21 protein-coding genes are annotated in these 21,216 nt (G+C 61.3%); 10 read left to right on the top strand and 11 right to left on the bottom strand.

Features of this window, described 5'->3' with window-relative positions:
- Position 1: 1 nt before the first annotated feature.
- From livM to FBY10_RS08645, 4 genes are all read left to right on the top strand, one after another.
- Positions 2-1,279: a high-affinity branched-chain amino acid ABC transporter permease LivM gene (livM, locus tag FBY10_RS08665; protein ID WP_145336029.1), complete on the top strand. Its 1,278-nt coding sequence runs from the start codon at positions 2-4 to the stop codon at positions 1,277-1,279.
- Positions 1,276-2,151 carry an ABC transporter ATP-binding protein gene (locus FBY10_RS08660; RefSeq protein WP_131696748.1) on the top strand — a complete coding sequence of 292 codons (876 nt, stop codon included), beginning with the start codon at positions 1,276-1,278 and terminating at the stop codon, positions 2,149-2,151. The genes livM and FBY10_RS08660 overlap by 4 nt, the downstream gene beginning before the upstream one ends.
- A complete protein-coding gene (locus FBY10_RS08655; RefSeq protein WP_025857339.1) occupies positions 2,148-2,864 on the top strand; it encodes an ABC transporter ATP-binding protein in 717 nt (238 codons plus the stop codon). Before FBY10_RS08660 ends, FBY10_RS08655 begins: the two co-directional genes overlap by 4 nt.
- Before the next feature lie 800 nt (positions 2,865-3,664).
- Complete coding sequence (locus FBY10_RS08645; protein WP_053134501.1) at positions 3,665-4,429, top strand: SDR family oxidoreductase; 765 nt, start codon at positions 3,665-3,667, stop codon at positions 4,427-4,429.
- A gap of 140 nt (positions 4,430-4,569) precedes the next feature.
- On the opposite strand, the gene FBY10_RS08640 is transcribed toward FBY10_RS08645, so the two are convergent.
- The 5 genes from FBY10_RS08640 to ureE all read right to left on the bottom strand — a co-directional run bounded on the left by FBY10_RS08640 (position 4,570) and on the right by ureE (position 8,235).
- Positions 4,570-5,691 (bottom strand): AGE family epimerase/isomerase, encoded by a 1,122-nt coding sequence (locus FBY10_RS08640; RefSeq protein ID WP_131696747.1) that lies wholly within the window; start codon positions 5,689-5,691, stop codon positions 4,570-4,572.
- A 125-nt stretch (positions 5,692-5,816) separates the two neighbouring features.
- Complete coding sequence (locus FBY10_RS08635) at positions 5,817-6,389, bottom strand: HupE/UreJ family protein (protein ID WP_131696746.1); 573 nt, start codon at positions 6,387-6,389, stop codon at positions 5,817-5,819.
- A 22-nt stretch (positions 6,390-6,411) separates the two neighbouring features.
- Positions 6,412-7,026, bottom strand: coding sequence for an urease accessory protein UreG (ureG, locus tag FBY10_RS08630; protein WP_012721947.1), 615 nt, complete (start codon positions 7,024-7,026; stop codon positions 6,412-6,414).
- A 37-nt stretch (positions 7,027-7,063) separates the two neighbouring features.
- Positions 7,064-7,738, bottom strand: coding sequence for an urease accessory protein UreF (locus FBY10_RS08625; protein ID WP_145336031.1), 675 nt, complete (start codon positions 7,736-7,738; stop codon positions 7,064-7,066).
- Positions 7,735-8,235, bottom strand: a complete 501-nt coding sequence (ureE, locus tag FBY10_RS08620) for an urease accessory protein UreE (RefSeq protein WP_145336033.1) — start codon at positions 8,233-8,235, stop codon at positions 7,735-7,737. Before ureE ends, FBY10_RS08625 begins: the two co-directional genes overlap by 4 nt.
- A 276-nt stretch (positions 8,236-8,511) precedes the next feature.
- Here ureE and FBY10_RS08615 point away from each other — a divergent pair, with 276 nt between their 5' ends.
- A complete protein-coding gene (locus tag FBY10_RS08615; protein ID WP_145336035.1) occupies positions 8,512-9,009 on the top strand; it encodes a C40 family peptidase in 498 nt (165 codons plus the stop codon).
- A gap of 4 nt (positions 9,010-9,013) precedes the next feature.
- On the opposite strand, the gene FBY10_RS08610 is transcribed toward FBY10_RS08615, so the two are convergent.
- Together FBY10_RS08610 and FBY10_RS08605 are read right to left on the bottom strand one after the other, a co-directional pair.
- On the bottom strand, positions 9,014-9,646 hold the full coding sequence (locus tag FBY10_RS08610; protein ID WP_065900186.1) for a TetR family transcriptional regulator: 633 nt from the start codon (positions 9,644-9,646) through the stop codon (positions 9,014-9,016).
- A gap of 162 nt (positions 9,647-9,808) precedes the next feature.
- Positions 9,809-10,180: a hypothetical protein gene (locus FBY10_RS08605; RefSeq protein WP_145336037.1), complete on the bottom strand. Its 372-nt coding sequence runs from the start codon at positions 10,178-10,180 to the stop codon at positions 9,809-9,811.
- Between the two features lie 359 nt (positions 10,181-10,539).
- Here FBY10_RS08605 and FBY10_RS08600 point away from each other — a divergent pair, with 359 nt between their 5' ends.
- Complete coding sequence (locus FBY10_RS08600) at positions 10,540-12,609, top strand: AsmA family protein (protein ID WP_145336039.1); 2,070 nt, start codon at positions 10,540-10,542, stop codon at positions 12,607-12,609.
- A gap of 129 nt (positions 12,610-12,738) precedes the next feature.
- On the opposite strand, the gene FBY10_RS08595 is transcribed toward FBY10_RS08600, so the two are convergent.
- Entirely contained in the window at positions 12,739-13,269 is a 531-nt protein-coding gene (locus tag FBY10_RS08595; RefSeq protein WP_027607715.1) for a bacterioferritin, read from the bottom strand.
- A gap of 176 nt (positions 13,270-13,445) precedes the next feature.
- Here FBY10_RS08595 and FBY10_RS08590 point away from each other — a divergent pair, with 176 nt between their 5' ends.
- Positions 13,446-14,336, top strand: a complete 891-nt coding sequence (locus tag FBY10_RS08590; RefSeq protein ID WP_131696741.1) for a triacylglycerol lipase — start codon at positions 13,446-13,448, stop codon at positions 14,334-14,336.
- Here FBY10_RS08590 and FBY10_RS08585 read toward each other — a convergent pair.
- Positions 14,333-15,211: a DMT family transporter gene (locus FBY10_RS08585; protein WP_131696740.1), complete on the bottom strand. Its 879-nt coding sequence runs from the start codon at positions 15,209-15,211 to the stop codon at positions 14,333-14,335. The two genes, FBY10_RS08590 and FBY10_RS08585, sit on opposite strands and share 4 nt — an antisense overlap.
- Positions 15,212-15,330: 119 nt before the next feature.
- Here FBY10_RS08585 and FBY10_RS08580 point away from each other — a divergent pair, with 119 nt between their 5' ends.
- Positions 15,331-15,630 carry a PsiF family protein gene (locus FBY10_RS08580; protein WP_131696739.1) on the top strand — a complete coding sequence of 100 codons (300 nt, stop codon included), beginning with the start codon at positions 15,331-15,333 and terminating at the stop codon, positions 15,628-15,630.
- A 176-nt stretch (positions 15,631-15,806) separates the two neighbouring features.
- Positions 15,807-16,820, top strand: a complete 1,014-nt coding sequence (locus FBY10_RS08575; protein ID WP_131696738.1) for an AI-2E family transporter — start codon at positions 15,807-15,809, stop codon at positions 16,818-16,820.
- Positions 16,821-16,893: 73 nt separating this feature from the next.
- On the opposite strand, the gene FBY10_RS08570 is transcribed toward FBY10_RS08575, so the two are convergent.
- Positions 16,894-18,162 carry an Hsp70 family protein gene (locus FBY10_RS08570; protein WP_131696737.1) on the bottom strand — a complete coding sequence of 423 codons (1,269 nt, stop codon included), beginning with the start codon at positions 18,160-18,162 and terminating at the stop codon, positions 16,894-16,896.
- A 238-nt stretch (positions 18,163-18,400) separates the two neighbouring features.
- Between FBY10_RS08570 and FBY10_RS08565 the strand changes: the two genes are divergently transcribed.
- Positions 18,401-19,339, top strand: a complete 939-nt coding sequence (locus tag FBY10_RS08565; RefSeq protein WP_131696736.1) for a DnaJ C-terminal domain-containing protein — start codon at positions 18,401-18,403, stop codon at positions 19,337-19,339.
- A gap of 46 nt (positions 19,340-19,385) precedes the next feature.
- On the opposite strand, the gene ureC is transcribed toward FBY10_RS08565, so the two are convergent.
- Positions 19,386-21,086: an urease subunit alpha gene (gene ureC, locus FBY10_RS08560; protein ID WP_145336041.1), complete on the bottom strand. Its 1,701-nt coding sequence runs from the start codon at positions 21,084-21,086 to the stop codon at positions 19,386-19,388.
- Between the last annotated feature and the right edge of the window lie 130 nt (positions 21,087-21,216).

Genomic DNA, 21,216 nt, shown 5'->3' with positions numbered 1-21,216 from the left:
CATGTCTGCTGCCAAACCCATCGATATCAAGAAAAGTGTGGTCGATACGGTCCTCGCCGGCCTTATTTCGCTGATCGTGTTCGGTCCGATCGTCGGCGTGGTCCTCGACGGCTACAGCTTCAACCTGGAACCTGCGCGCGTGGCCACGTTGGTCGCCATCGTGATGGCCGGGCGCTTTGCCCTCAGCCTGTTCCTGCAAACCCCCAAGGGCCTGAAGGTTCTGCAAGGCTTCGAAAGGAGCGGCTCCGGCGTTCATGTACTGCCACCGGACTACAAGTCGCGGCTGCGCTGGATCATCCCGGCGCTGATCGTGATCGCCATCGTGTTCCCGATCTTCGCCAACAAGTACCTGCTGACCGTGGTGATCCTCGGGCTGATCTACGTGTTGCTGGGCCTGGGCCTGAACATCGTGGTCGGCCTGGCCGGGCTGCTCGACCTGGGTTACGTGGCGTTCTACGCCATCGGTGCCTACGGCCTGGCGCTGGGTTATCAATACCTCGGCCTGGGCTTCTGGAGCGTGTTGCCGCTGGCAGCCATCGCGGCGGCGCTGGCGGGGTGCATACTCGGCTTCCCGGTGTTGCGAATGCATGGTGACTACCTGGCCATCGTGACCCTGGGCTTCGGTGAAATCATTCGCCTGGTCCTCAACAACTGGCTGTCGTTCACCGGCGGCCCGAACGGTATGCCGGTGCCTTCGCCGACCTTCCTGGGCCTGGAGTTCGGGCGCAGGGCAAAGGAGGGCGGGATTCCGTTCCACGAGTTCTTCGGCATCGATTACAACCCCACCATCAAGTTCGTGTTCATCTACATCGTGCTGTTCCTGGTGGTGCTGGCCGTGCTGTACATCAAGCACCGCCTGACCCGCATGCCGGTCGGCCGCGCCTGGGAAGCCTTGCGCGAAGATGAGATCGCCTGCCGCTCCATGGGCCTGAACCACGTGCTGGTCAAGCTCTCGGCCTTCACCATTGGCGCGTCCACGGCCGGTTTGGCCGGGGTGTTCTTTGCCAGTTACCAGGGCTTCGTCAACCCGTCGTCGTTCACCTTCTTCGAATCGGCGCTGATCCTGGCCATCGTGGTGTTGGGCGGCATGGGCTCGACGGTCGGCGTGGTGATCGCGGCGTTCGTATTGACCGTCGCCCCTGAACTGCTGCGCAGCTTCAGCGAATACCGCGTGCTGCTGTTTGGCGTGTTGATGGTGGTGATGATGATCTGGCGACCGCGCGGCCTGATCCGGATCAGCCGTACCGGTGTGACCCCACGTAAAGGAGTGGCGCCATGAGTAAGGAAGTCGTCCTCTGCGTGGAACACCTGATGATGCACTTCGGTGGCATCAAGGCCTTGAGCGATGTGAGCCTCAAGGTTGAACGCAACTCGATCTTCGCCCTGATCGGCCCCAACGGCGCGGGCAAGACCACCGTGTTCAACTGCCTCACCGGCTTCTACAAAGCCAGCGGCGGCAAGATCGAACTGAACATCCGTGGCAAGCAGACCAATGTGATCCAGCTGCTCGGCGAGCGCTTCAAGGCGGTCGACTTCGTATCGCCGAAAAGCTTCTTCAGCCGGGTGTACTACAAGATGTTCGGTGGCACCCACCTGGTTAACCGCGCCGGCCTGGCGCGGACCTTCCAGAACATTCGCCTGTTCAAGGAAATGTCGGTGCTGGAAAACCTGCTGGTGGCCCAGCACATGTGGGTCAACCGCAACATGCTCGCGGGCATCCTCAACACCAAGGGCTACCGCAAGGCCGAAAGCGATGCCCTCGACCACGCGTTCTACTGGCTCGAAGTGGTGGACCTGGTGGACTGCGCCAACCGCCTGGCCGGTGAGCTTTCCTACGGCCAGCAGCGCCGCCTGGAAATCGCCCGCGCCATGTGCACCCGGCCGCAGATCATCTGCCTGGACGAGCCCGCAGCGGGCCTCAACCCCCAGGAAACCGAAGCCCTCAGCGCGATGATTCGCCTGTTGCGCGACGAACATGACCTTACGGTGGTGCTGATCGAACACGACATGGGCATGGTGATGAGTATTTCCGACCACATTGTGGTGCTGGACCACGGCAACGTAATCGCCGAAGGCGGGCCGGAAGCGATCCGCAACGACCCCAAAGTGATTGCCGCCTACCTGGGCGCAGACGAAGAGGAGCTGGTATGAGTGCACCTATCCTCGAAATGAAGGACCTGGACGTGTTCTACGGCCCGATCCAGGCCCTGAAAAAAGTCTCGCTGCACATCAACGAAGGCGAAACCGTCAGCTTGATCGGCTCCAACGGCGCGGGTAAATCCACGCTGCTGATGTCGATCTTCGGCCAGCCACGGGCCGAGTCGGGGCAGATCATCTACAACGGCGTCGACATTACCCACAAGTCGTCCCACTACATTGCTTCCAACGGCATTGCGCAGTCGCCGGAAGGGCGGCGGGTGTTCCCCGACATGACCGTCGAGGAAAACCTGCTGATGGGTACCATCCCGATTGGCGACAAGTTCGCCCAGGAAGACATGCAACGCATGTTTGAGCTGTTCCCACGGCTCAAGGAACGGCGTAACCAGCGGGCCATGACCATGTCCGGCGGCGAGCAGCAAATGCTCGCTATCGCCCGCGCGCTGATGAGCCGACCCAAGCTGTTGCTGCTGGACGAACCGAGCCTGGGCCTGGCGCCGATTGTGGTGAAGCAGATCTTTTCCACCCTGCGCGAGCTGGCCTCCACCGGGATGACCATCTTCCTGGTGGAGCAGAACGCCAACCACGCGCTGCGGTTGTCGGACCGGGCGTATGTGATGGTCAACGGTGAGATTCGCCTGACGGGTACCGGCAAGGAATTGCTGGTGAACGAGGAAGTGCGCAACGCCTACCTCGGCGGCCACTGATCTAAGTAACGACGCAGTACCCCTGTGGGAGGGGCGGTGCGACGATTCGACTTGCCCCCGATGGCGAAGTGTCAGTTTCAGAAGTACTGACTGACAAATCGCTATCGGGGCAAGCCCCCTCCCACATTTGTTTTGTGTGATCCACAAGGCCGATCCCAAATTGTGGAAAACAAATCCAGCCCCCCTCCAAAGCGCGACATATAGCCGCCGCAAATCCCTGTTTTGTCACAGTTTTGACTTGTCCCCATCCACTGTGGAACCGGCTGTGGGTAACGTGGGAGTAGCTGGCTGAACGCCTTTAAAACCGTGGCTTTCAGCTGTGTGGTTGTTTTTTGATCAGTGGCTTTTTCGCGGCCGATCGAGGGGTTTGTCAACCTGTTTAAAGACACAGGTATATGACTGAAATATGTCCCGTCAGCCTGTGGATAAGTCTGTGATTAAACTCTGGAAAGACGGCCGCAGAGGCCGGAATGACTGGCCTGGAGCCATCGTTCGTTTTCCCCCGCTGCCCATAGGCCTACATACGCCTGTGTCCAGGTCAAGCAAAAAACTTTCTAAAACTGCCTGAAAGCCTTGTACACAGCGGCCTGAAGCGTTTTGCACTTGCCCCCAAAGACTGTGGGCGCAGCTGTGGATAACCTGCGCGCATATGGCTGCAAGCCACGGTTTATATGGCGTTGCTCGTAGTGGTTAAAAAATGACCAGGCGTGCGTGAAGTTATGCGCATAGCGGTTGCCGCAACCGCAGCGTAAGGGCATTCTGCTGGCTGATTTTTTTCCGATGCCCGCAAGGAGAACACCATGTCCAACACGCTGTTTATTACTGGCGCTACTTCAGGTTTCGGCGAAGCCTGCGCCCGTCGGTTTGCCGAAGCCGGCTGGAAACTGGTGCTCACCGGTCGTCGTGCCGAGCGTTTGAATGCCCTGGTCGAAGAGCTTTCCAAGCAAACCGAAGTGCATGGCCTGGTAGTGGACGTACGGGATCGCAAAGGCATGGAAGACGCGATCGCCAACCTGCCGCCATCGTTCGCCACCTTGCGCGGGCTGATCAACAACGCCGGCCTGGCCGTGGGCACCGACCCTGCGCCCAAGTGCGACCTCGACGATTGGGAAACCATGGTCGACACCAACATCAAAGGCCTGCTGACCACCACCAGCCTGCTGCTGCCGCGCCTGATCGCTCACGGCCGTGGCGCCGGGATCATCAACCTGGGCTCCATTGCCGGCAGCTACCCGTACCCGGGCAGCCATGTGTATGGCGGTTCCAAAGCGTTCGTGAAGCAGTTCTCCCTGAACCTGCGCTGCGACCTGCAAGGCACCGGCGTACGTGTGACCAACATCGAGCCGGGCCTGTGCGAAAGCGAGTTCTCCCTGGTGCGCTTCGGCGGTGACCAGGCGCGCTACGACGCCACCTACGCCGGTGCCGAGCCGATCCAGCCGCAGGACATCGCCGACACCATCTTCTGGGTGCTGAACACCCCGGCACACGTCAACATCAACCGCCTGGAACTGATGCCGGTGAGCCAGACCTGGGCTGGGTTTGCGATTGAGCGTGGGGCCAAGTAAGGCCTTAGACCGAGTTGCTGCCATCGGGAGCAAGTCGAATCGTCGCACCGCCCCTCCCACATTGGGTCGTGTTCACACATTCAAATTTGTGAATACGGTCAAATGTGGGAGGGGGCTTGCTCCCGATGAGGCCCTGCAGGTCACCCAAGATGCTGGATCAGCCCCTGGTAGCAGGTTGCCAAATGATAGGGGGTGGTAGAAGGCATATCCCGCCGGCTCACCGCACCCTTGGCATCCAGGCATTCATGCCAGCCTTTTTCATGCAGGAAATGCTGTTGCAGCGCGAGCAATTGGCGCTGCAGCACCGCCTCACTGCCAGGCCGCAAGGTCAATGCCCGCAGGTATTCCGCCTGGGCCCAGATACGCTGGGTGCCGTCGCGCACGCTGCCGTCGAGTGCCAACATGCCGCTGACCGCTCCGGACGCGTTATCCACACCCTTGTGCTCTGCGTAGGCAAACGCCCGCGTCAGTGACGCATGCAGCGGCGTGCCGCGCAGCACGGGCGAGGATTCGAGCAAAAAGAACCACTCGAACTGGTGCCCCGGCTCAAACCAGTTATCCACAGCGCCCAGCGGTTTTTCCATCATCACGCCGTGCTGGCGGTCGATGAAACGCTGCTGCATGGCCGTCGCCAAGGCCAGCAGGGCTGCTTGCACAGGGGCATCCTCGCGCACCGCGAGGGTAGCGAGGAACGCTTCGGCCAGGTGCATCAACGGGTTTTGCAGCGGGCCGGACTGGAGGGACGACCAGTTGCGTTCCAGCACCGCCTCGTACAGGCCATCCTCGGTGGCGAAGCGCTGGGCGACTACTTCCAGGGCGGCGTTGAGCACCGATTCCACCAGCGGCTCACGCACCTTGGCCCAGTAATGGGCGCAGGCAAAGATGATGAAGGCGTGGGTGTAGAGGTCTTTGCGCTTGTCCAGCGGCTGGCCGGCGGGGTCGATGCTGTAGAACCAGCCGCCGTGTTCCGCATCGTGGAAATGCCGTTGCAGGGAGCGGAACAGCACGGCCGCGCGCGCTTCAGCGAAGGCCGCGCCTGGCTCGCCGATCAGGCTGGCAAACAGGTACAACTGCCGCGCGCAGGCCATGGCGCGATAGCGTTGCGGGGGCAGTGGGCGGTGATCGGCGTCCAGCGCCTCATAGGGCAACGCCAATTCGGCATTCCAGCCCGGGCCCTGCCAGAGCGGCACGATCAGGGTGTGGAAGTGCGTGAGCACGGCATTCAATGAAGGCTGAGGGGCGGAGCTTGGAGCGATGGGCATCGGCTGGCGTCGTCACGGCAGGGGTGTAGGCGCGCATGGTAGCAGAGGGGCAGCGTTAAGTTGTGAGCGGCAAGCTGCAAGTAAGAGCGGTTCGGCGTTTACTTGCAGCTTGTAGCTTGCGACTGTTAGCTGGCGAGCAACCACACCCCAGTCGCCGCCGAAGCCGCTCCGGCAATCCGCACCAACGGTGCCGCCGCAGCCGGCAGCCAGCGCACCAGCGCATACCCGGCAGCGTGCAGTGCAGCGGTGGCGCCGACAAACCCTGCGGCATACGCCCAAGGGCTCGACATCTCCGGCAACTCCAAGCCATGGGCCACACCATGGAACAGCGCAAACAACGCCGTCGCACCCATGGCCATGAACAACGGCGGACGCACCGCCAGTGCCACCGCCAGGCCCAGGGCCAGCACCGAGGCGGCAATCCCGCTTTCCAGCGCGGGCAATTGCAGACCTTCAAAACCGAGGATGCCGCCGATCAGCATGGTGCCGACAAAGGTGCACGGCAGGGCCCAGCGCGCGGCACCTTTTTGCTGAGCCGCCCACAGACCCACCGCAACCATGGCCAGCAGGTGGTCGAGGCCGCCCAGCGGGTGGCTGATACCGGCCACCAGGCCGTTGTCGCCGTGGCCAGGATGAGCGAAGGCCAGGGCGGGCGTGAGCAGCAGGGCGGCGGCTGCGAGGAGTTTGTTGAGGTTCATAAACAGGTTCCTTATGGGTTGATCAGGCGGCGGTCAGCAGGCCTTGGCGTTCGATAAAGGCGACGATTTCTTCCAGGCCTACCCCGGTTTTCTGGTTGCTGAACACGAAAGGCTTGCCGTTGCGCATGCGCTGGGTGTCGCTGTTCATCAGCTCCAGCGAGGCGCCGACCAGCGGCGCCAGGTCGATCTTGTTGATCACCAGCAGGTCGGATTTGCAGATACCCGGCCCGCCTTTGCGCGGCAGCTTGTCGCCGGCGGACACATCGATCACATAGATGGTCAGGTCCGACAGCTCCGGGCTGAAGGTGGCCGACAGATTGTCGCCACCGGATTCCACCAGGATCAGGTCCAGGCCGGGAAAGCGACGGTTGAGTTGGTCCACCGCTTCCAGATTGATCGAGGCGTCCTCGCGAATCGCCGTGTGTGGGCAGCCGCCGGTTTCCACGCCGATGATGCGCTCCGGCGCCAGGGCCTGGTTGCGCACCAGGAAGTCGGCGTCTTCGCGGGTGTAGATGTCGTTGGTGACCACCGCCAGGTTGTAGCGATCGCGCAGCGCGAGGCACAGGGCCAGGGTCAGGGCGGTCTTGCCGGAGCCGACCGGGCCGCCGATGCCAACGCGCAGGGGTTGTGTGTTCATCTGATTCTCCAAAATAAAAGGCCCAAAATTTAAAGCCCTAGGAACGGAACAGGCGGCTGTACTGGCGCTCGTGGGCCATGCTCGCCAGGGACAGGCCGAAGGCGGCGCTGCCGAAATGGTGGGGGTCGATGCAGGCGGCGTCCTGCTGGGCTTGTTGCAGCAGGGGCAGCAGCTCGCTGGTGAGGCGTTGCGCGGCTTGTTGGCCCAGGGGCAGGGTTTTCATCAGCACGGCCAATTGGTTTTCCAGCCAGCTCCAGAGCCAGGCGGCGAGGGCGTCGTCGGCGCTGATCGTCCAGGCGCGCGCGGCCAGTGCCCAGCCCAAGGCCAAGTGCGGTTCGCTGCGTTGCTCCAGGAAGCTGCGGGCGTCGCTGTCCAGTTCCGGCAGGCCATTGAGCAACTGCTGCAGGGAATAACCCATCTGCCGACTTTCCTGATACAGCTCCCGGGTTTCGCGGCTGGCTTGATGCGCTTCGCACAGCTGTGCCAACGCTGGCCAGTCCTGCTCTGCGGCGGCGCGACAGTGGGCGAGCAACAACGGGGCTTCGAAGCGCGCAAGGTTGAGCAGCAATTGGTCGCTGATCCAGCGGCGAGCACTGGCGGCATCGTTGACGCGGCCGTTCTCCACGGCCATTTCCAAACCTTGGGAATAGCTGTAGCCGCCAATCGGCAATTGCGGACTGGCCAGACGCAACAGCGCCCAGGCTGGGTTCATAGACGCACGCCGAACTGATGCAGCTTGGGCGGGTAGTTGAAATCTTCATCGCCACGACGGGAGTGATGGTGGCCACCGCCGTAGGCGCCGTGTTCCGGTTGGAATGGCGCTTCGATGGTTTCGGTGTGGGCGCCCAGTTGCTCAAGCATGGCCTTGAGCACGTAGTCATCGAGCAGACGCAACCAGCCATCCCCCACTTGCAAGGCCACATGGCGGTTGCCGAGGTGGTAGGCGGCGCGGGTCAGTTCAAAGGCGTTGCTGCAGGTGACGTGCAGCAGGTGTTCAGGGCGGGCGCACACGCGTACGACACGTCCGTCTTCGGCTTGTAGGAATTCGCCATCGTGCAACGGCGGCTGGCCGCGCTCCAGAAACAGGCCGACGTCTTCGCCGTCGGCACTGAAACAGCGCAGGCGGCTCTTGCTGCGTGCTTCGAAATTCAGCAGCAGCTCAGCGGCCCAGAGGGCTTGGGGGGCGATTCGGCGGTGGATCACCAGCATCAGGAAGCTTCCAGCTATGAGCGATGGAAGTGCTAGAGCAAGGGGCTTGCCAACCCGGTCAAGCGTAGGAATTGCCTGTAGGCAGGCAAGACGGTGCTACTAAACGGGGCGTGGGAAGGGTTTTTGAGTGGGCCAAAATGGTGCGATTTGCTGTTGTGCGCACTGGTCTCGGGCGTTTTCGGATTTGTCCTACGCGTGATCAGGAATCGGCGTTCAAAACATTACGTGCCGTGTCTTTAGGCTATGCGCCGTGTTTAATCCACTGCGACGTTCATCATGTTCAAGTCATTTTTTTGCTTGGTTATTGTCAGCCTGTCTTTGGCCATTTCATCGGCCTCGGCCAATTTGCAGCCACGTTCAACCTTCACCGTTTCGGTTAAGGAGGCCCCTATCAATGATGTGATCGACCGCGCCCACCAACTGCTGGGCACCCCCTACAAGTGGGGTGGTTCTTCAGCAGAGCAGGGGTTCGATTGCAGCAGCTTCCTGGTTTACCTGTTCAAGACCCAAGCCAATATCCAGATACCGCGCACCACGGTGGCGATGCACCGATCAACGGCCCCGACCATCCAACGCACGGCTTTAAAGCCAGGGGATGCGGTGTTTTTCAAAGGCAATGGGCGCGGCCAGGTCAGCCATGTCGGCCTGTATATCGGCGAGGGTAAATTCATTCATTCACCGCGCACCGGCAAAAGCATCCGCATCGATTCACTGAGCAACAGCTATTGGAACAAGCACTACACCACCGCCAAGCGTTTTCACACGGCGGGTTGACGGCTTATTCGGTGCTGCCCAGGCCTTGCCAGTGCTTGAGGCCGATAAAGATAAAGCGCAGTTGCTGGGTGATTTTCGCCTGGGGCGTGAGGTGGGCAGGCAACGCCTGGGCAGGCGGGTCGATGATGTCGGGGAGGGTGGCAAACACGCTCTTGACGATCAGGTCCGCCATCACGTGCAAACCTTCGGCATCCAGGTGCTGCAGTTTGGGCATCAGCGTCAGGTCTGCCGCCAGGTCGCGGGTGATGTCTTCACGCAGGGCTCCGATGGCTTGGCGCACCGCCAGGCAACCGCCGTATTGCTCACGGGCCAGGAACAGGAATTGCGAGCGGTTGGCCGAGACCACATCGAGAAAAATCCGCACTGAGGCATCGATAATGCCGCCCATCACGAATTCGTTGTGGCGCACCAGGCGAATGGTGGCGCGAAAGGTCTGGCCCACCTCACTCACCAATACAAGTCCAAGCTGGTCCATATCGGCAAAGTGGCGATAGAAACCGGTGGGGACAATGCCTGCGGTTTTGGCCACTTCACGCAGGCTCAGGCTGCCAAACCCACGACCACACTCCATCAGATGGCGGGCAGCGTCCATCAGGGCGAGGCGGGTCTGTTGCTTCTGTTCGGCGCGGGGCAGCATGGGCAGGCGGGCTTTGTCGGCGAGTACAGCGACGCACTCTAGCAAAACAGCTTCGTTGACGTCGAACTTGGCGGGGGATAGATGAGGAGGTTGCGTGACAGGCTCTACAAAAAGTCAAAAGCCCGGTCGGTAGATCGGGCTTTTTTGTGGGCCACCACGGGGTCAGCTCTGAGCTTGATGCAGTTCTTGCAGGCGATCAGCACCACCTTCGGCGACACCTTCAGTGTAGCCACGTTCGTTGGCTTGTTCCGCGCCACCTTCAACCAAACCTTTCTGTTCCAGGCGGTTACGGCCGTTTTCGGTCAGGCCTTCGGTGTAGGCGCGTTTGTTGGCTTGTTCCGAACCGTTTTCAGCAACAGCGCCTTTGGCGTAGTCACGGTTCTCGTCTTCTTGCGAACCGCTGCGGGCCAGGGTCTGGTTGAAGTGAACGGCGTCGGCTTTGACTTGTGGGGTAACCTGTTCGGCGGCAGGCAGCGCAAATGCGCTGGAAGCCAGGATGGATAACAGGACGGTAGCGAGTACTTGGCGTTTCATGATGGGTTGCTCCTTGGGAGGGCGATAAAGTGGGTACGGGGCTAATGCTACTCTCGATAAGTCGATATAAAAGTTCATAAACGCAATGGTAATAATCAACAGAATTGATTGTTCCCGGCGGAGGCTCTAGAACAAGCCTCTCAAGCACGCGGTTTTGCACCGTGGTGGGTATTTTCGACACGAACCTGGGTAACAATGGTGCGTCGTTGATGGCCAGAATGTGTCTGGTTGGTCAGGTAAATGGCTTTTTGCGGTTAAATCGGTGATCGGGTTAAACCCCCGGTCGGTTTGCCAGTCGTAGTTTTATAAGCTGTCTTAATGGCTGTAACCCGGCCAGTCGTATTCAGGAGTCCTGTGCAATGACGCGCACTCGTAAAATCGTCACTTGGAGCTGCGCCAGCTTCGTTGTGTTAATCGCTGTGGTGGTGCTGGTCCTGGTGTTCTTCGACTGGAACCGCATCAAGCCCCCGCTCAATGCCAAAGTCTCCGAAGAGCTGCATCGTTCGTTTGCCATTAACGGCAACCTGGCGGTGGTGTGGGCACGTGAGCCCGATGAAGGCGGCTGGCGCGCCTGGGTGCCGTGGCCCCATGTGATTGCCGAGGACCTGACCCTGGGCAACCCCGACTGGTCGAAAAAACCGCAGATGGTCACGCTGAAAAAGGTCGAGTTGCGTATTTCGCCGCTGGCGTTGCTGGTGCAGCGCGTGGTGATCCCGCGTATCGACCTCACCGAGCCCAGTGCCGAGTTGCAGCGCCTGGCCGATGGGCGCGCCAACTGGATGTTCAAGTTCGATCCCAAGGACCCCGACGCCGAACCTTCCAACTGGGTGGTGGACATCGGCGCCATTGGTTTCGACAAGGGCCACGTGACCCTCGACGACCAGACCCTCAAGACTCAGTTGGACGTGATCATCGACCCCCTGGGCAAGCCGATCCCGTTCGGCGAAATCGTCGGTGACGCCGATGCCAGGAAGGCCTTGGAAAAAGGCTCCGCGCCCCAGGACTATGCGTTCGCCCTCAAGGTCAAAGGCCAGTACCACGGGCAGAAGCTCGACGGCAGCGGCAAGATCGGTGGCCTGCTGGCCTTGCAGGACGCGGCCAAGCCGTTTCCGCTGCAAGCCCAGGTCAAGATTGCCGATACCAGCATCGCGCTGGCAGGCACCTTGACCGACCCGTTGAACCTCGGCGCCCTGGACCTGCGCCTGAAACTGTCCGGCAGCAGCCTGGGTAACCTCTACCCGCTGACCGGCGTCACCTTGCCGGATTCACCGGCCTACTCCACTGACGGCCACTTGATCGCCAAGTTGCACGAGGCCAGCGGCGCGTCATTCAGCTACGAAAACTTCAACGGCAAGATCGGCAACAGCGATATTCACGGCAACCTCGCCTATGTCGCCAGCCAGCCACGTCCCAAGCTCAGCGGTGCGTTGGTGTCCAACCAATTGCTGATGACCGACCTTGCCCCCCTGATCGGTGCCGACTCCAACGCCAAGCAAAAAGCGCGTGGCGGGATGAGCAAACAACCGGCGACCAAAGTGCTGCCGGTGGAGGAGTTCCGCACCGAGCGCTGGCGCGACATGGATGCCGATGTGGAATTCACCGGCAAACGCATCGTGCACAGTGCCGAATTGCCCTTCAACGACCTGTACACTCACCTGGTACTCAACGATGGGGAACTGAGCCTGGAGCCGCTGCGATTCGGCGTCGCCGGCGGCAAGCTGGATGCGCAGATCCGCTTGAACGGCCGCACCACGCCGATGGAAGGCCGCGCCAAATTCACTGCGCGCAACTTCAAGCTCAAGCAGTTGTTCCCGACCTTCGAACCGATGAAAACCAGCTTTGGTGAACTCAACGGTGATGCCGATATTTCCGGGCGCGGTAACTCCGTCGCGGCGCTGTTGGGCACCTCCAACGGTGACCTGAAGATGCTGATCAACGACGGCGCCATCAGCCGTGGCCTGATGGAAATTGCCGGGCTAAACGTGGGCAACTATGTGGTGGGCCGCCTGTTTGGCGACAAGGAAGTGAAGATCAACTGCGCGGCGGCGGACTTCGGGATCAAGACCGGCCTGGCAACCACACGGTTGTTTGTGTTCGATACCGAGAACGCGATCATCTATATCGATGGCACCGCCAACATGGCCACCGAACAGCTCGACCTGACCGTCACCCCCGAGTCCAAGGGCTTCCGCCTGTTTTCCCTGCGTTCGCCGTTGTACGTCAACGGCCCGTTCATCAAGCCCAATGCGGGTGTAAAAGCCATCCCCCTGGCCCTGCGTGGCGCGGGTATGGTGGCTCTGGGTGTGATCGCCGGCCCGGCAGCGGGTCTGTTGGCGCTGGTGGCACCAAGCGCCGATGCGCCGAACCAGTGTGCACCGTTGTTGCAGCAGATGAAGGAGGGCAAGGCACCGAAGACGGTGAAAGGCTAGCGGACAGAACACAAACCCAAATGTGGGAGGGGGCTTGCCCCCGATGCGTCGTTTCAGCCACTGCATCCGGTGGCTGACACTCCGTCATCGGGAGCAAGCCCCCTCCCACATTTTTTTGAATTGCGCGGCTTACAGGCTTTCGAGAATATCCGCCATATCGTCCGCATGCTCTTCTTCCTGAGCCAGGATCTCTTCAAACAGACGACGCGTGGTTGGATCCTTATCGCCGATGTACTGGATGATTTCACGGTAGCTGTCCACCGCGATCCGCTCGGCCACCAGGTCTTCGTAGACCATTTCCTTCAAGCTGTTACCGGCCACGTATTGGGCGTGGGAGTTTTTCGACAGCAGGTCCGGGTTGAACTCCGGCTCGCCGCCTAACTGCACGATGCGTTCGGCGAGTTTGTCGGCGTGCTCGGCTTCCTGGGTGGCGTGTTCGAGGAACTCCTGCGCGGCGACGGCAGCTTTAACGCCGCTGGCCATGAAGTAGTGGCGCTTGTAGCGCAGCACACACACCAGCTCAGTGGCCAGGGAGCCGTTGAGCAGGCGGATAATCTCTTCGCGGTCGGCGTCATAGCCCTCGGTCACGGCACCGTTTTCGACGTTTTGGCGGGCGCGGCTGCGCAGGGTCGCAACGTCAGTCAAGTTTGCTTCAGTCATCTCAATCTCCTGGGGCTAATCCGGTTTTACGCCACGCTCTGTCGGCGTGATCGCTCCCAGTTGTGAGTCACGGGCGCAGCAAAAAGTTTTATTGGATTTGCCCGGCGTGTCATCAGCGCGTCGCTGGAGTTGCGCTAGCCTGCCATCATCCTTTCTTGATCCAGGGCGTTCGCTACATGTCGCAGTTGTTAGCCACGCGTTACCCCTTGGTGCTGGTGCCTGGCATGCTGGGGTTCGTGCGCCTGGGGTTCTTCCCTTACTGGTACGGCATTGTCCCGGCACTGCGGGCGGGTGGGGCGCAGGTGTTTCCCATCCAGGTGGCGCCGCTGGATTCCAGCGAGGTGCGTGGCGAGCAGTTGCTGGCGCAGATCGAGCGGATTCGCCTTGAGACCGGCGCCGACAAGGTCAACCTGATCGGCCATAGCCAGGGCGCGCTGACCGCCCGTTATGCGGCGGCCATGCGCCCGGAGTGGGTAGCATCGGTGACGTCGGTGGCCGGGCCCAATCACGGCTCGGAACTGGCGGACCATATCCACGCGCATTATCCGGCCGACAGCGTGAAGGGGCGGCTCATGAGCGCGCTGTTTCATCTGGTTGCAGCGGTGATGAGCCTGCTGGAAACCGGCTATCGCGGCCCGCGCTTCAAGGCGGACTTGCAGGCGTCCCACCACTCCCTGACCAGTGCAGGCGTGGCGCTGTTCAACCGCGAGTATCCCCAAGGGCTGCCGCACACCTGGGGCGGGCACGGGGCGGAGGTGGTCAATGGCGTGCGCTACTACTCATGGTCCGGCACCTTGCAACCGGGCAAGACCGATCGCGGGCGCAACCTGCTGGACGGGACGAATCGCAGTTGCCGAGTGTTCGCCCGCAGCTTCGTGCGCGAGAAGGGCCAGTGCGACGGCATGGTCGGGCGCTGCAGCTCGCACCTGGGGCGGGTGATCGGCGATGACTACGCCCTGGACCACTTCGATATCGTCAACCAGTCCATGGGCCTGGTAGGCAAGGGCGCCGAGCCGATCCGGTTGTTCGTCGAGCATGCCCAGCGCCTGAAGGCCGCCGGGGTTTAAGCCTGGCGGCGCACCGGTGTGGTCCAGCGCTCGGACAAAATCACCCCGCCCAAGGTCAGCAAGCCCCCCACCAGGTGATACAGCGCCAACTCTTCCTTCAACACCACGGCGGCAATCAACGCGGTGATCAACGGCAGCAGGTTGAAAAACAGCGTTGTGCGGCTTGGTCCCAGGGTCTTCACCGAATGCATCCACGCCAGCGGCGCGAGCATCGAAGCCAGCAAGCACGCATAAAGCACCAGTGGAATATTCGCCCAGCCCAGGCCGGCTTTTGCCGAAAACAGAAACAGCGGAAACAGCACCACCACTGCCACCAGCACCTGTAAATACAGAAGCACCAGCGGCGGCAAGCGCAGTTGCCATTTTTTCAGCAGGGTGCTGTAGACCGCATACGCCAGGGTCGCGACCAGCATCATTGCGTCGCCCAGGTTCACGCCGTGCTGCAGCAACGCGCCGAGGCTGCCGGCCGACACCACCACCACAACCCCGGCGAACGACAGCACCGCACCCGTCAGCGCACCAAACGTCAGGCGCTGGCCCAGGCTGATGATGGCCGCCGTCAGGGCCATCAACGGCATCAACGACAGGATGATGCCCATGTTGGTGGCGCTGGTCAGCGAAGCGGCGTAGTACGCCAGGCTCTGGTACACCGCCATGCCCAGCACGCCGAGGATGCAGATCTTGCCCAGGTTCGGGCGGATCAGCGGCCAGTTGGCGATGACCGGTTTGAGCATGAACGGTGTAAACAGCAGTGCTGCCAGCAACCAGCGGTAAAAGCCGATTTCAGCGGGGAAAATCGAACCCACGGCCAGTTTGTTGACCACGGTGTTGCCGGCCCAGATAAAAATGGCCAGCAAGGGATACGCGTATTGCATGACATCGCCGTACAGAGGAATGAGCGGGGATTATCCTCTCTTCGCGGGAATGTGTAACAGGATTTGGCTACACTCTCGGAAGGCTGCGCTCCTCGGCGCGGTAACAGGGAGAAAACTTCATGAAGATGTTGCGTGTTCCGTTGATGATGTTAGGCCTGCTGCTCTGTTCCCAAGGCTTTGCCGCCACCGCGCAGCAAAACAAGATGACCACCTGCAATGCCGAAGCCACCACCAAGACGCTCAAGGGCGACGAGCGCAAGGCATTCATGAAAACCTGCCTGTCGGCTCCGGCGGCCAATGATGCGAAGACGCTCACGCCGCAGCAGCAGAAGATGAAGGATTGCAATGCGTCGGCGAAAACCAAGGCGCTGACCGGCGATGCGCGCAAGACGTTCATGAGCACCTGCCTGAAGAATTGATAGCCCCGGGCCCTAGAAGGCTGCGACACTCGCACACAGCCCACCTGTAGGAGCGAGCTTGCTCGCGAAGAACACAATTACCCCGCGTTTATTCAGAATAAACGCGTTATCGTTGGCGACCTTCGCGAGCAAGCTCGCTCCCACACATCCTTTAATGCCGTTCGTTTTGAGGCTGTATGCCAACGTTTTCTCAGCGTCATGTGTTGTTGCTGGCCAGCTACATCATCATTTTCGGCGGGTTGCTGCTGGTATTGCCGCTGAAATTGCTGCCCAGCCTGTTGGCCGGCCTGTTGGTCTATGAACTGGTCAACATGCTCACCCCCCAACTGCAACGGTTGATCGAAGGGCGCCGCGCGCGCTGGTTGGCGGTGGCCTTGCTCGGCACCCTGATCGTCAGCGTGCTGACCCTGATCTTCGCCGGTGCCATCAGCTTCCTGCTCCACGAAGCGGAAAACCCCGGGGCCTCCCTCGACAAGTTCATGGGTGTGGTCGACCGGGCGCGCGGCCAGTTGCCGCCGTTCCTCGATGCCTACCTGCCCGCCAGCGCCGCCGAATTCCGCGTGGCCATCGGCGACTGGCTGAGCAAGCACCTGAGCGAACTGCAACTGGTCGGCAAAGACGCCGCCCACATGTTCGTCACCCTACTGATCGGCATGGTGCTTGGCGCGATCATCGCCCTGCAGCGCGTGCCCGACCTGACCAAGCGCAAGCCTTTGGCCGCCGCGCTGTTCGACCGCCTGCACCTGCTGGTCCAGGCGTTTCGCAACATCGTTTTTGCACAGATCAAGATCGCCGCGCTCAACACCGTCTTTACCGCCGTGTTCCTCGCCGTGGTATTGCCGTTGTGCGGCATTCACCTGCCGCTGACCAAAACCCTGATCGTGCTGACCTTCCTGCTCGGCCTGTTGCCAGTGATCGGCAACCTGATGTCCAACACCCTGATCACCATCGTCGCGCTGTCGCTGTCGATCTGGGTGGCGGTGGCGGCGCTGGGGTATTTGATCGTGATCCACAAGGTCGAGTACTTCCTCAACGCGCGCATCGTCGGCGGGCAGATCAGTGCCAAGTCGTGGGAATTGCTTCTGGCGATGCTGGTGTTTGAAGCCGCGTTTGGTTTGCCGGGGGTGGTGGCGGGGCCGATTTACTATGCGTATCTGAAGAGTGAGCTGAAGCTCGGCGGGATGGTTTAAGGCGTGTGTTGCCTGGGCGGGCCCCATCGGGGGCAAGCCCCCGATGAAGTCACCACGGTATTTCAGGTGAGATTCAGCAGCCGTAGCGCTTGCTGGCTTCAATCGCCAAACCGCTGCCGATACTGCCGAAGATATTCCCTTCCACATGCCGGGCATTCGGCAGCATTGCCGAGATGCTGTGGCGCAGTGCTGGAATACCGCTTGAACCACCGGTAAAGAACACCGTGTCCACCTGGGCCACCGACACCGAGGCATCGGTGAGCAACTGCGTCACGCTGTTGCGCACGCGCTCCAGCAAGCCGTCGATGGCCGACTCGAACAGTGCGCGGCTCAGGTCCACGCTCAACCCCGGCTCAACCCGGTCCAGCAGGACGTGGCGGCTGTCGTCATGGGTGAGTTGGATCTTGGTCTCTTCCACTTCCATGGCCAGCCAGTGCCCGGCGCGCTGTTCGATCAGCTTGAACAGGCGGTCGATGCCGCCGGTGTCTTCGATGTCGTAGCGCATGCTGCCCAGGGCCAGCTGGGATTTCTGCGAGTACACCGAGTTGATGGTGTGCCAGGTCGCCAGGTTCATGTGGTGGCTGGTGGGCATGTAGGCGCCGCTTTTCATGCGGCTGCCGTAGCCGAACAGCGGCATCATGCCGGCCAGGGACAGTTGCTTGTCGAAGTCGGTCCCGCCGATGTGCACGCCGCCGGTGGCGAGGATGTCGTCCTGGCGGTTGTCGTTGTGGCGGCGGTCCGGGGACAGACGCACCAGCGAGAAGTCGGACGTACCACCGCCGATGTCGACGATCAGTACCAGCTCTTCTTTCTCGATGGTGGACTCGTAGTCGAACGCGGCGGCAATCGGTTCGTATTGGAACGAGATGTCCTTGAAACCGATCTTGCGCGCCACGTCGACCAAGGTGTTTTCGGCTTCCTGGTCGGCCATCGGGTCGTCATCGACGAAGAACACCGGGCGGCCCAGTACCACTTCTTCGAACTCGCGGCCGGCGGTGGCTTCGGCGCGGCTCTTGAGTTGGCCGATAAACAGCGCCAGCAGGTCGGTGAACGGCATCGCCGTGCCCAATACGCTGGTGTCGTGCTTGATCAACTTGGAACCCAGCAGGCTCTTGAGCGAGCGCATCAGCCGGCCTTCGTAGTTTTCCAGGTATTCGTGCAGGGCCAGGCGACCGTAGACCGGGCGGCGCTCCTCGAAGTTGAAGAACACCACCGACGGCAGGGTGATCTTGTCGTCCTCCAGCGCGATAAGCGTTTCCATGCCGGGGCGGATCCAGCCGACGGTGGAGTTGGACGTGCCGAAGTCGATACCGCAGGCACGGGCTGGGGATGGGTTTTTCATGTCTATCGGGTTCCGGTTGAAAAACGGCCGCGCAGTGTATGCCAGTCGAGGGCGGATGCGTAGGCCGACCATCCGTTAAATCGTGCTTGAAAGTTCAGCATTTGCCCCCACATCTGGTGCATACGGCAAGCGCCGATAACACTTTGACGCACCCCCAGGCCACGACACTCTACAGGTGCAAAGCAACGCACGTTGTGCCCCGGGCTGTGCGATCTCGATTAAGGATGGTGAATCGCCGATGGATTTCAAAGACTACTACAAGATTCTGGGTGTCGAGCCGACGGCCGATGACAAGGAAATCAAGGCCGCCTATCGCAAGCTCGCGCGCAAATATCACCCGGACGTGAGCAAGGAAAAAGACGCCGAAGCCAAGTTCAAGGACGCGTCCGAAGCCTATGAAGCGCTTAAAAGCGCCGATAAGCGCGCCGAATACGACGAGCTGCGCAAATACGGCCAGCATGGCCAACCGTTCCAGGGCCCGCCAGGCTGGCAGAGCCGTGGCGGTTTTGGCGGTGGCCAGGGCACCGAAGACTTCTCTGACTTCTTCAGCTCGATCTTTGGCGGTCGTGGCGATGCCTTTGGTGGCGGCCAGCGTCGTCCGACCGGGCGCAAGGGCCAGGACGTGGAGATGCAGCTGTCGGTGTTCCTCGAAGAGACGCTGTCCACCGAGTCCAAGCAGATCAGCTTCCAGGTGCCGCAATACGACGCCTCGGGCCGGCATGTCAGCAATACCACCAAGAGCCTGAACGTGAAGATCCCCGCCGGCGTGGCCGACGGTGAGCGTATCCGCCTCAAAGGGCAGGGCGCACCGGGCATTGGCGGTGGGGCCAATGGTGACCTGTACCTGATCGTCAAGTTTGCGCCGCATCCCAAGTTCGAAGTGGATGGCGAAAACCTGATCATCAACCTGCCGCTGGCGCCGTGGGAATTGGCGCTGGGCGCGGAAGTGGCCGTGCCGACCCTGACCGGCAAGATCAACCTCAAGGTGCCAGCCGGCAGCCAGAACGGCCAGCGCATGCGTGCCAAGGGCCATGGCTTGCTGAACAAGGCCGGGCAGCGTGGCTTCCTGTACGTGCAGCTCAAGGCGGTGATGCCACCGGCAGGCGATGACGACGTGAAAGCCTTGTGGCAGGAGCTGGCAAAAAAAGCCGCGTTCAATCCGCGCGAGCAGTTCTAAGGGGATTTGTGGTGAGGGCACAAGCTCCCTCACCACAGGTTCCAAGTCAGAACAGGAAATACCGCTGCGCCATCGGCAACACATCCGCCGGCTCACACCACAGCAGCACGCCATCGGCCTTGACCTGATAGGTCTGTGGGTCCACCTCGATATCCGGCAGGTAATCGTTGTGGATCAGGTCGGTTTTCTGCACGTCGCGACACCCTTTCACCACCTCAATCTGTTTCTTCAAGCCCAGCGCTTGCGGCAAGCCTGCGTCCAGGGCTGCCTGGCTGATAAAGGTCAGGCTGGTGGCATGCAGTGAGCTGCCGAAACTGGCGAACATCGGGCGATAGTGCACCGGCTGCGGGGTGGGGATCGACGCATTGGCATCGCCCATCAGGCTGGACGCAATCGCGCCGCCCTTGAGGATCAGGGTCGGCTTGATGCCGAAGAACGCCGGGCGCCACAGCACCAGGTCAGCCCACTTGCCCACTTCGATGGACCCGACGATATGGCTGATGCCATGGGTGATCGCCGGGTTGATGGTGTACTTGGCGATGTAGCGCTTGGCGCGGAAGTTGTCGTTGCCGGGGCCGTCACCGGGCAGGGCGCCACGCTGTTTCTTCATCTTGTCGGCGGTCTGCCAGGTGCGGGTGATCACTTCACCAACGCGGCCCATGGCCTGGCTGTCGGAGCTGATCATCGAGAACGCGCCGAGGTCGTGCAGGATGTCTTCGGCGGCGATGGTCTCGCGGCGGATGCGGCTTTCGGCGAAGGCCACGTCTTCGGCAATGCTCGGGTCCAGGTGATGGCAGACCATCAACATGTCCAGGTGCTCGTCGATGGTGTTGCGCGTGAACGGCCGCGTCGGGTTGGTGGAGCTGGGCAGCACGTTGGGAAAGCCGCAGGCCTTGATGATGTCCGGCGCGTGTCCGCCACCGGCACCTTCGGTGTGGTAGGTGTGGATGGTGCGGCCCTTGAGCGCGGCAAGGGTGGTTTCGACAAAGCCGGATTCGTTGAGGGTGTCGCTATGGATCGCCACCTGCACGTCGTACTGGTCGGCGACGCTCAGGCAGTTGTCGATGCTGGCGGGCGTGGTGCCCCAGTCTTCGTGCAGCTTCAAGCCGATTGCGCCGGCCTTGACCTGCTCGATCAACGGCTCGGGCAAGCTCGCGTTGCCTTTGCCGGTAAAGCCGATGTTCATCGGGAACGAGTCGCTGGCCTGCAGCATGCGCGCCAGGTGCCAGGGCCCGGAGGTGCAGGTGGTGGCGTTGGTGCCGGTGGCCGGCCCGGTGCCGCCGCCGATCATGGTGGTGACGCCGCTGGTCAGCGCCTCTTCGATCTGCTGCGGGCAGATGAAATGCACGTGGGAGTCGATGCCGCCGGCGGTGAGGATCATGCCTTCGCCGGCAATCACTTCGGTGCTGGCGCCGATGGCCATGGTTACGCCGGGCTGGATGTCCGGGTTGCCGGCCTTGCCGATCGCGTGAATGCGGCCGTTCTTCAAGCCGACGTCGGCTTTGACGATGCCCCAGTGGTCGATGATCAGCGCGTTGGTGATCAGGGTGTCGACGACTTCATGGGCGAGCAATTGGCTCTGGCCCTGGCCGTCGCGGATGACTTTGCCGCCGCCGAATTTCACTTCTTCGCCATAGACGGTGAAGTCCTGCTCGACTTCGACGAACAGCTCGGTATCGGCCAGGCGGACCTTGTCACCGACGGTGGGGCCGTACATGTCGGCGTAGGCTTGGCGGCTGATTTTCATAGGTGTGTGCCCTGAGAAGAATGTGTTGAATGTGACACCGCTATCGGGAGCAAGCCCCCTCCCACCTTTGATGTGTGAACACGGTCAAAATGTGGGAGGGGCGGTGCGACGATTCGACTTGCTCCCGATG

Origin of the sequence: Pseudomonas sp. SJZ103 (assembly GCF_007828335.1) — a bacterium.
Taxonomy (GTDB): domain Bacteria; phylum Pseudomonadota; class Gammaproteobacteria; order Pseudomonadales; family Pseudomonadaceae; genus Aquipseudomonas.
The sequence above is the reverse complement of the archived record's forward strand: the minus strand, read 5'-3'. Positions and strand labels throughout refer to the sequence as shown.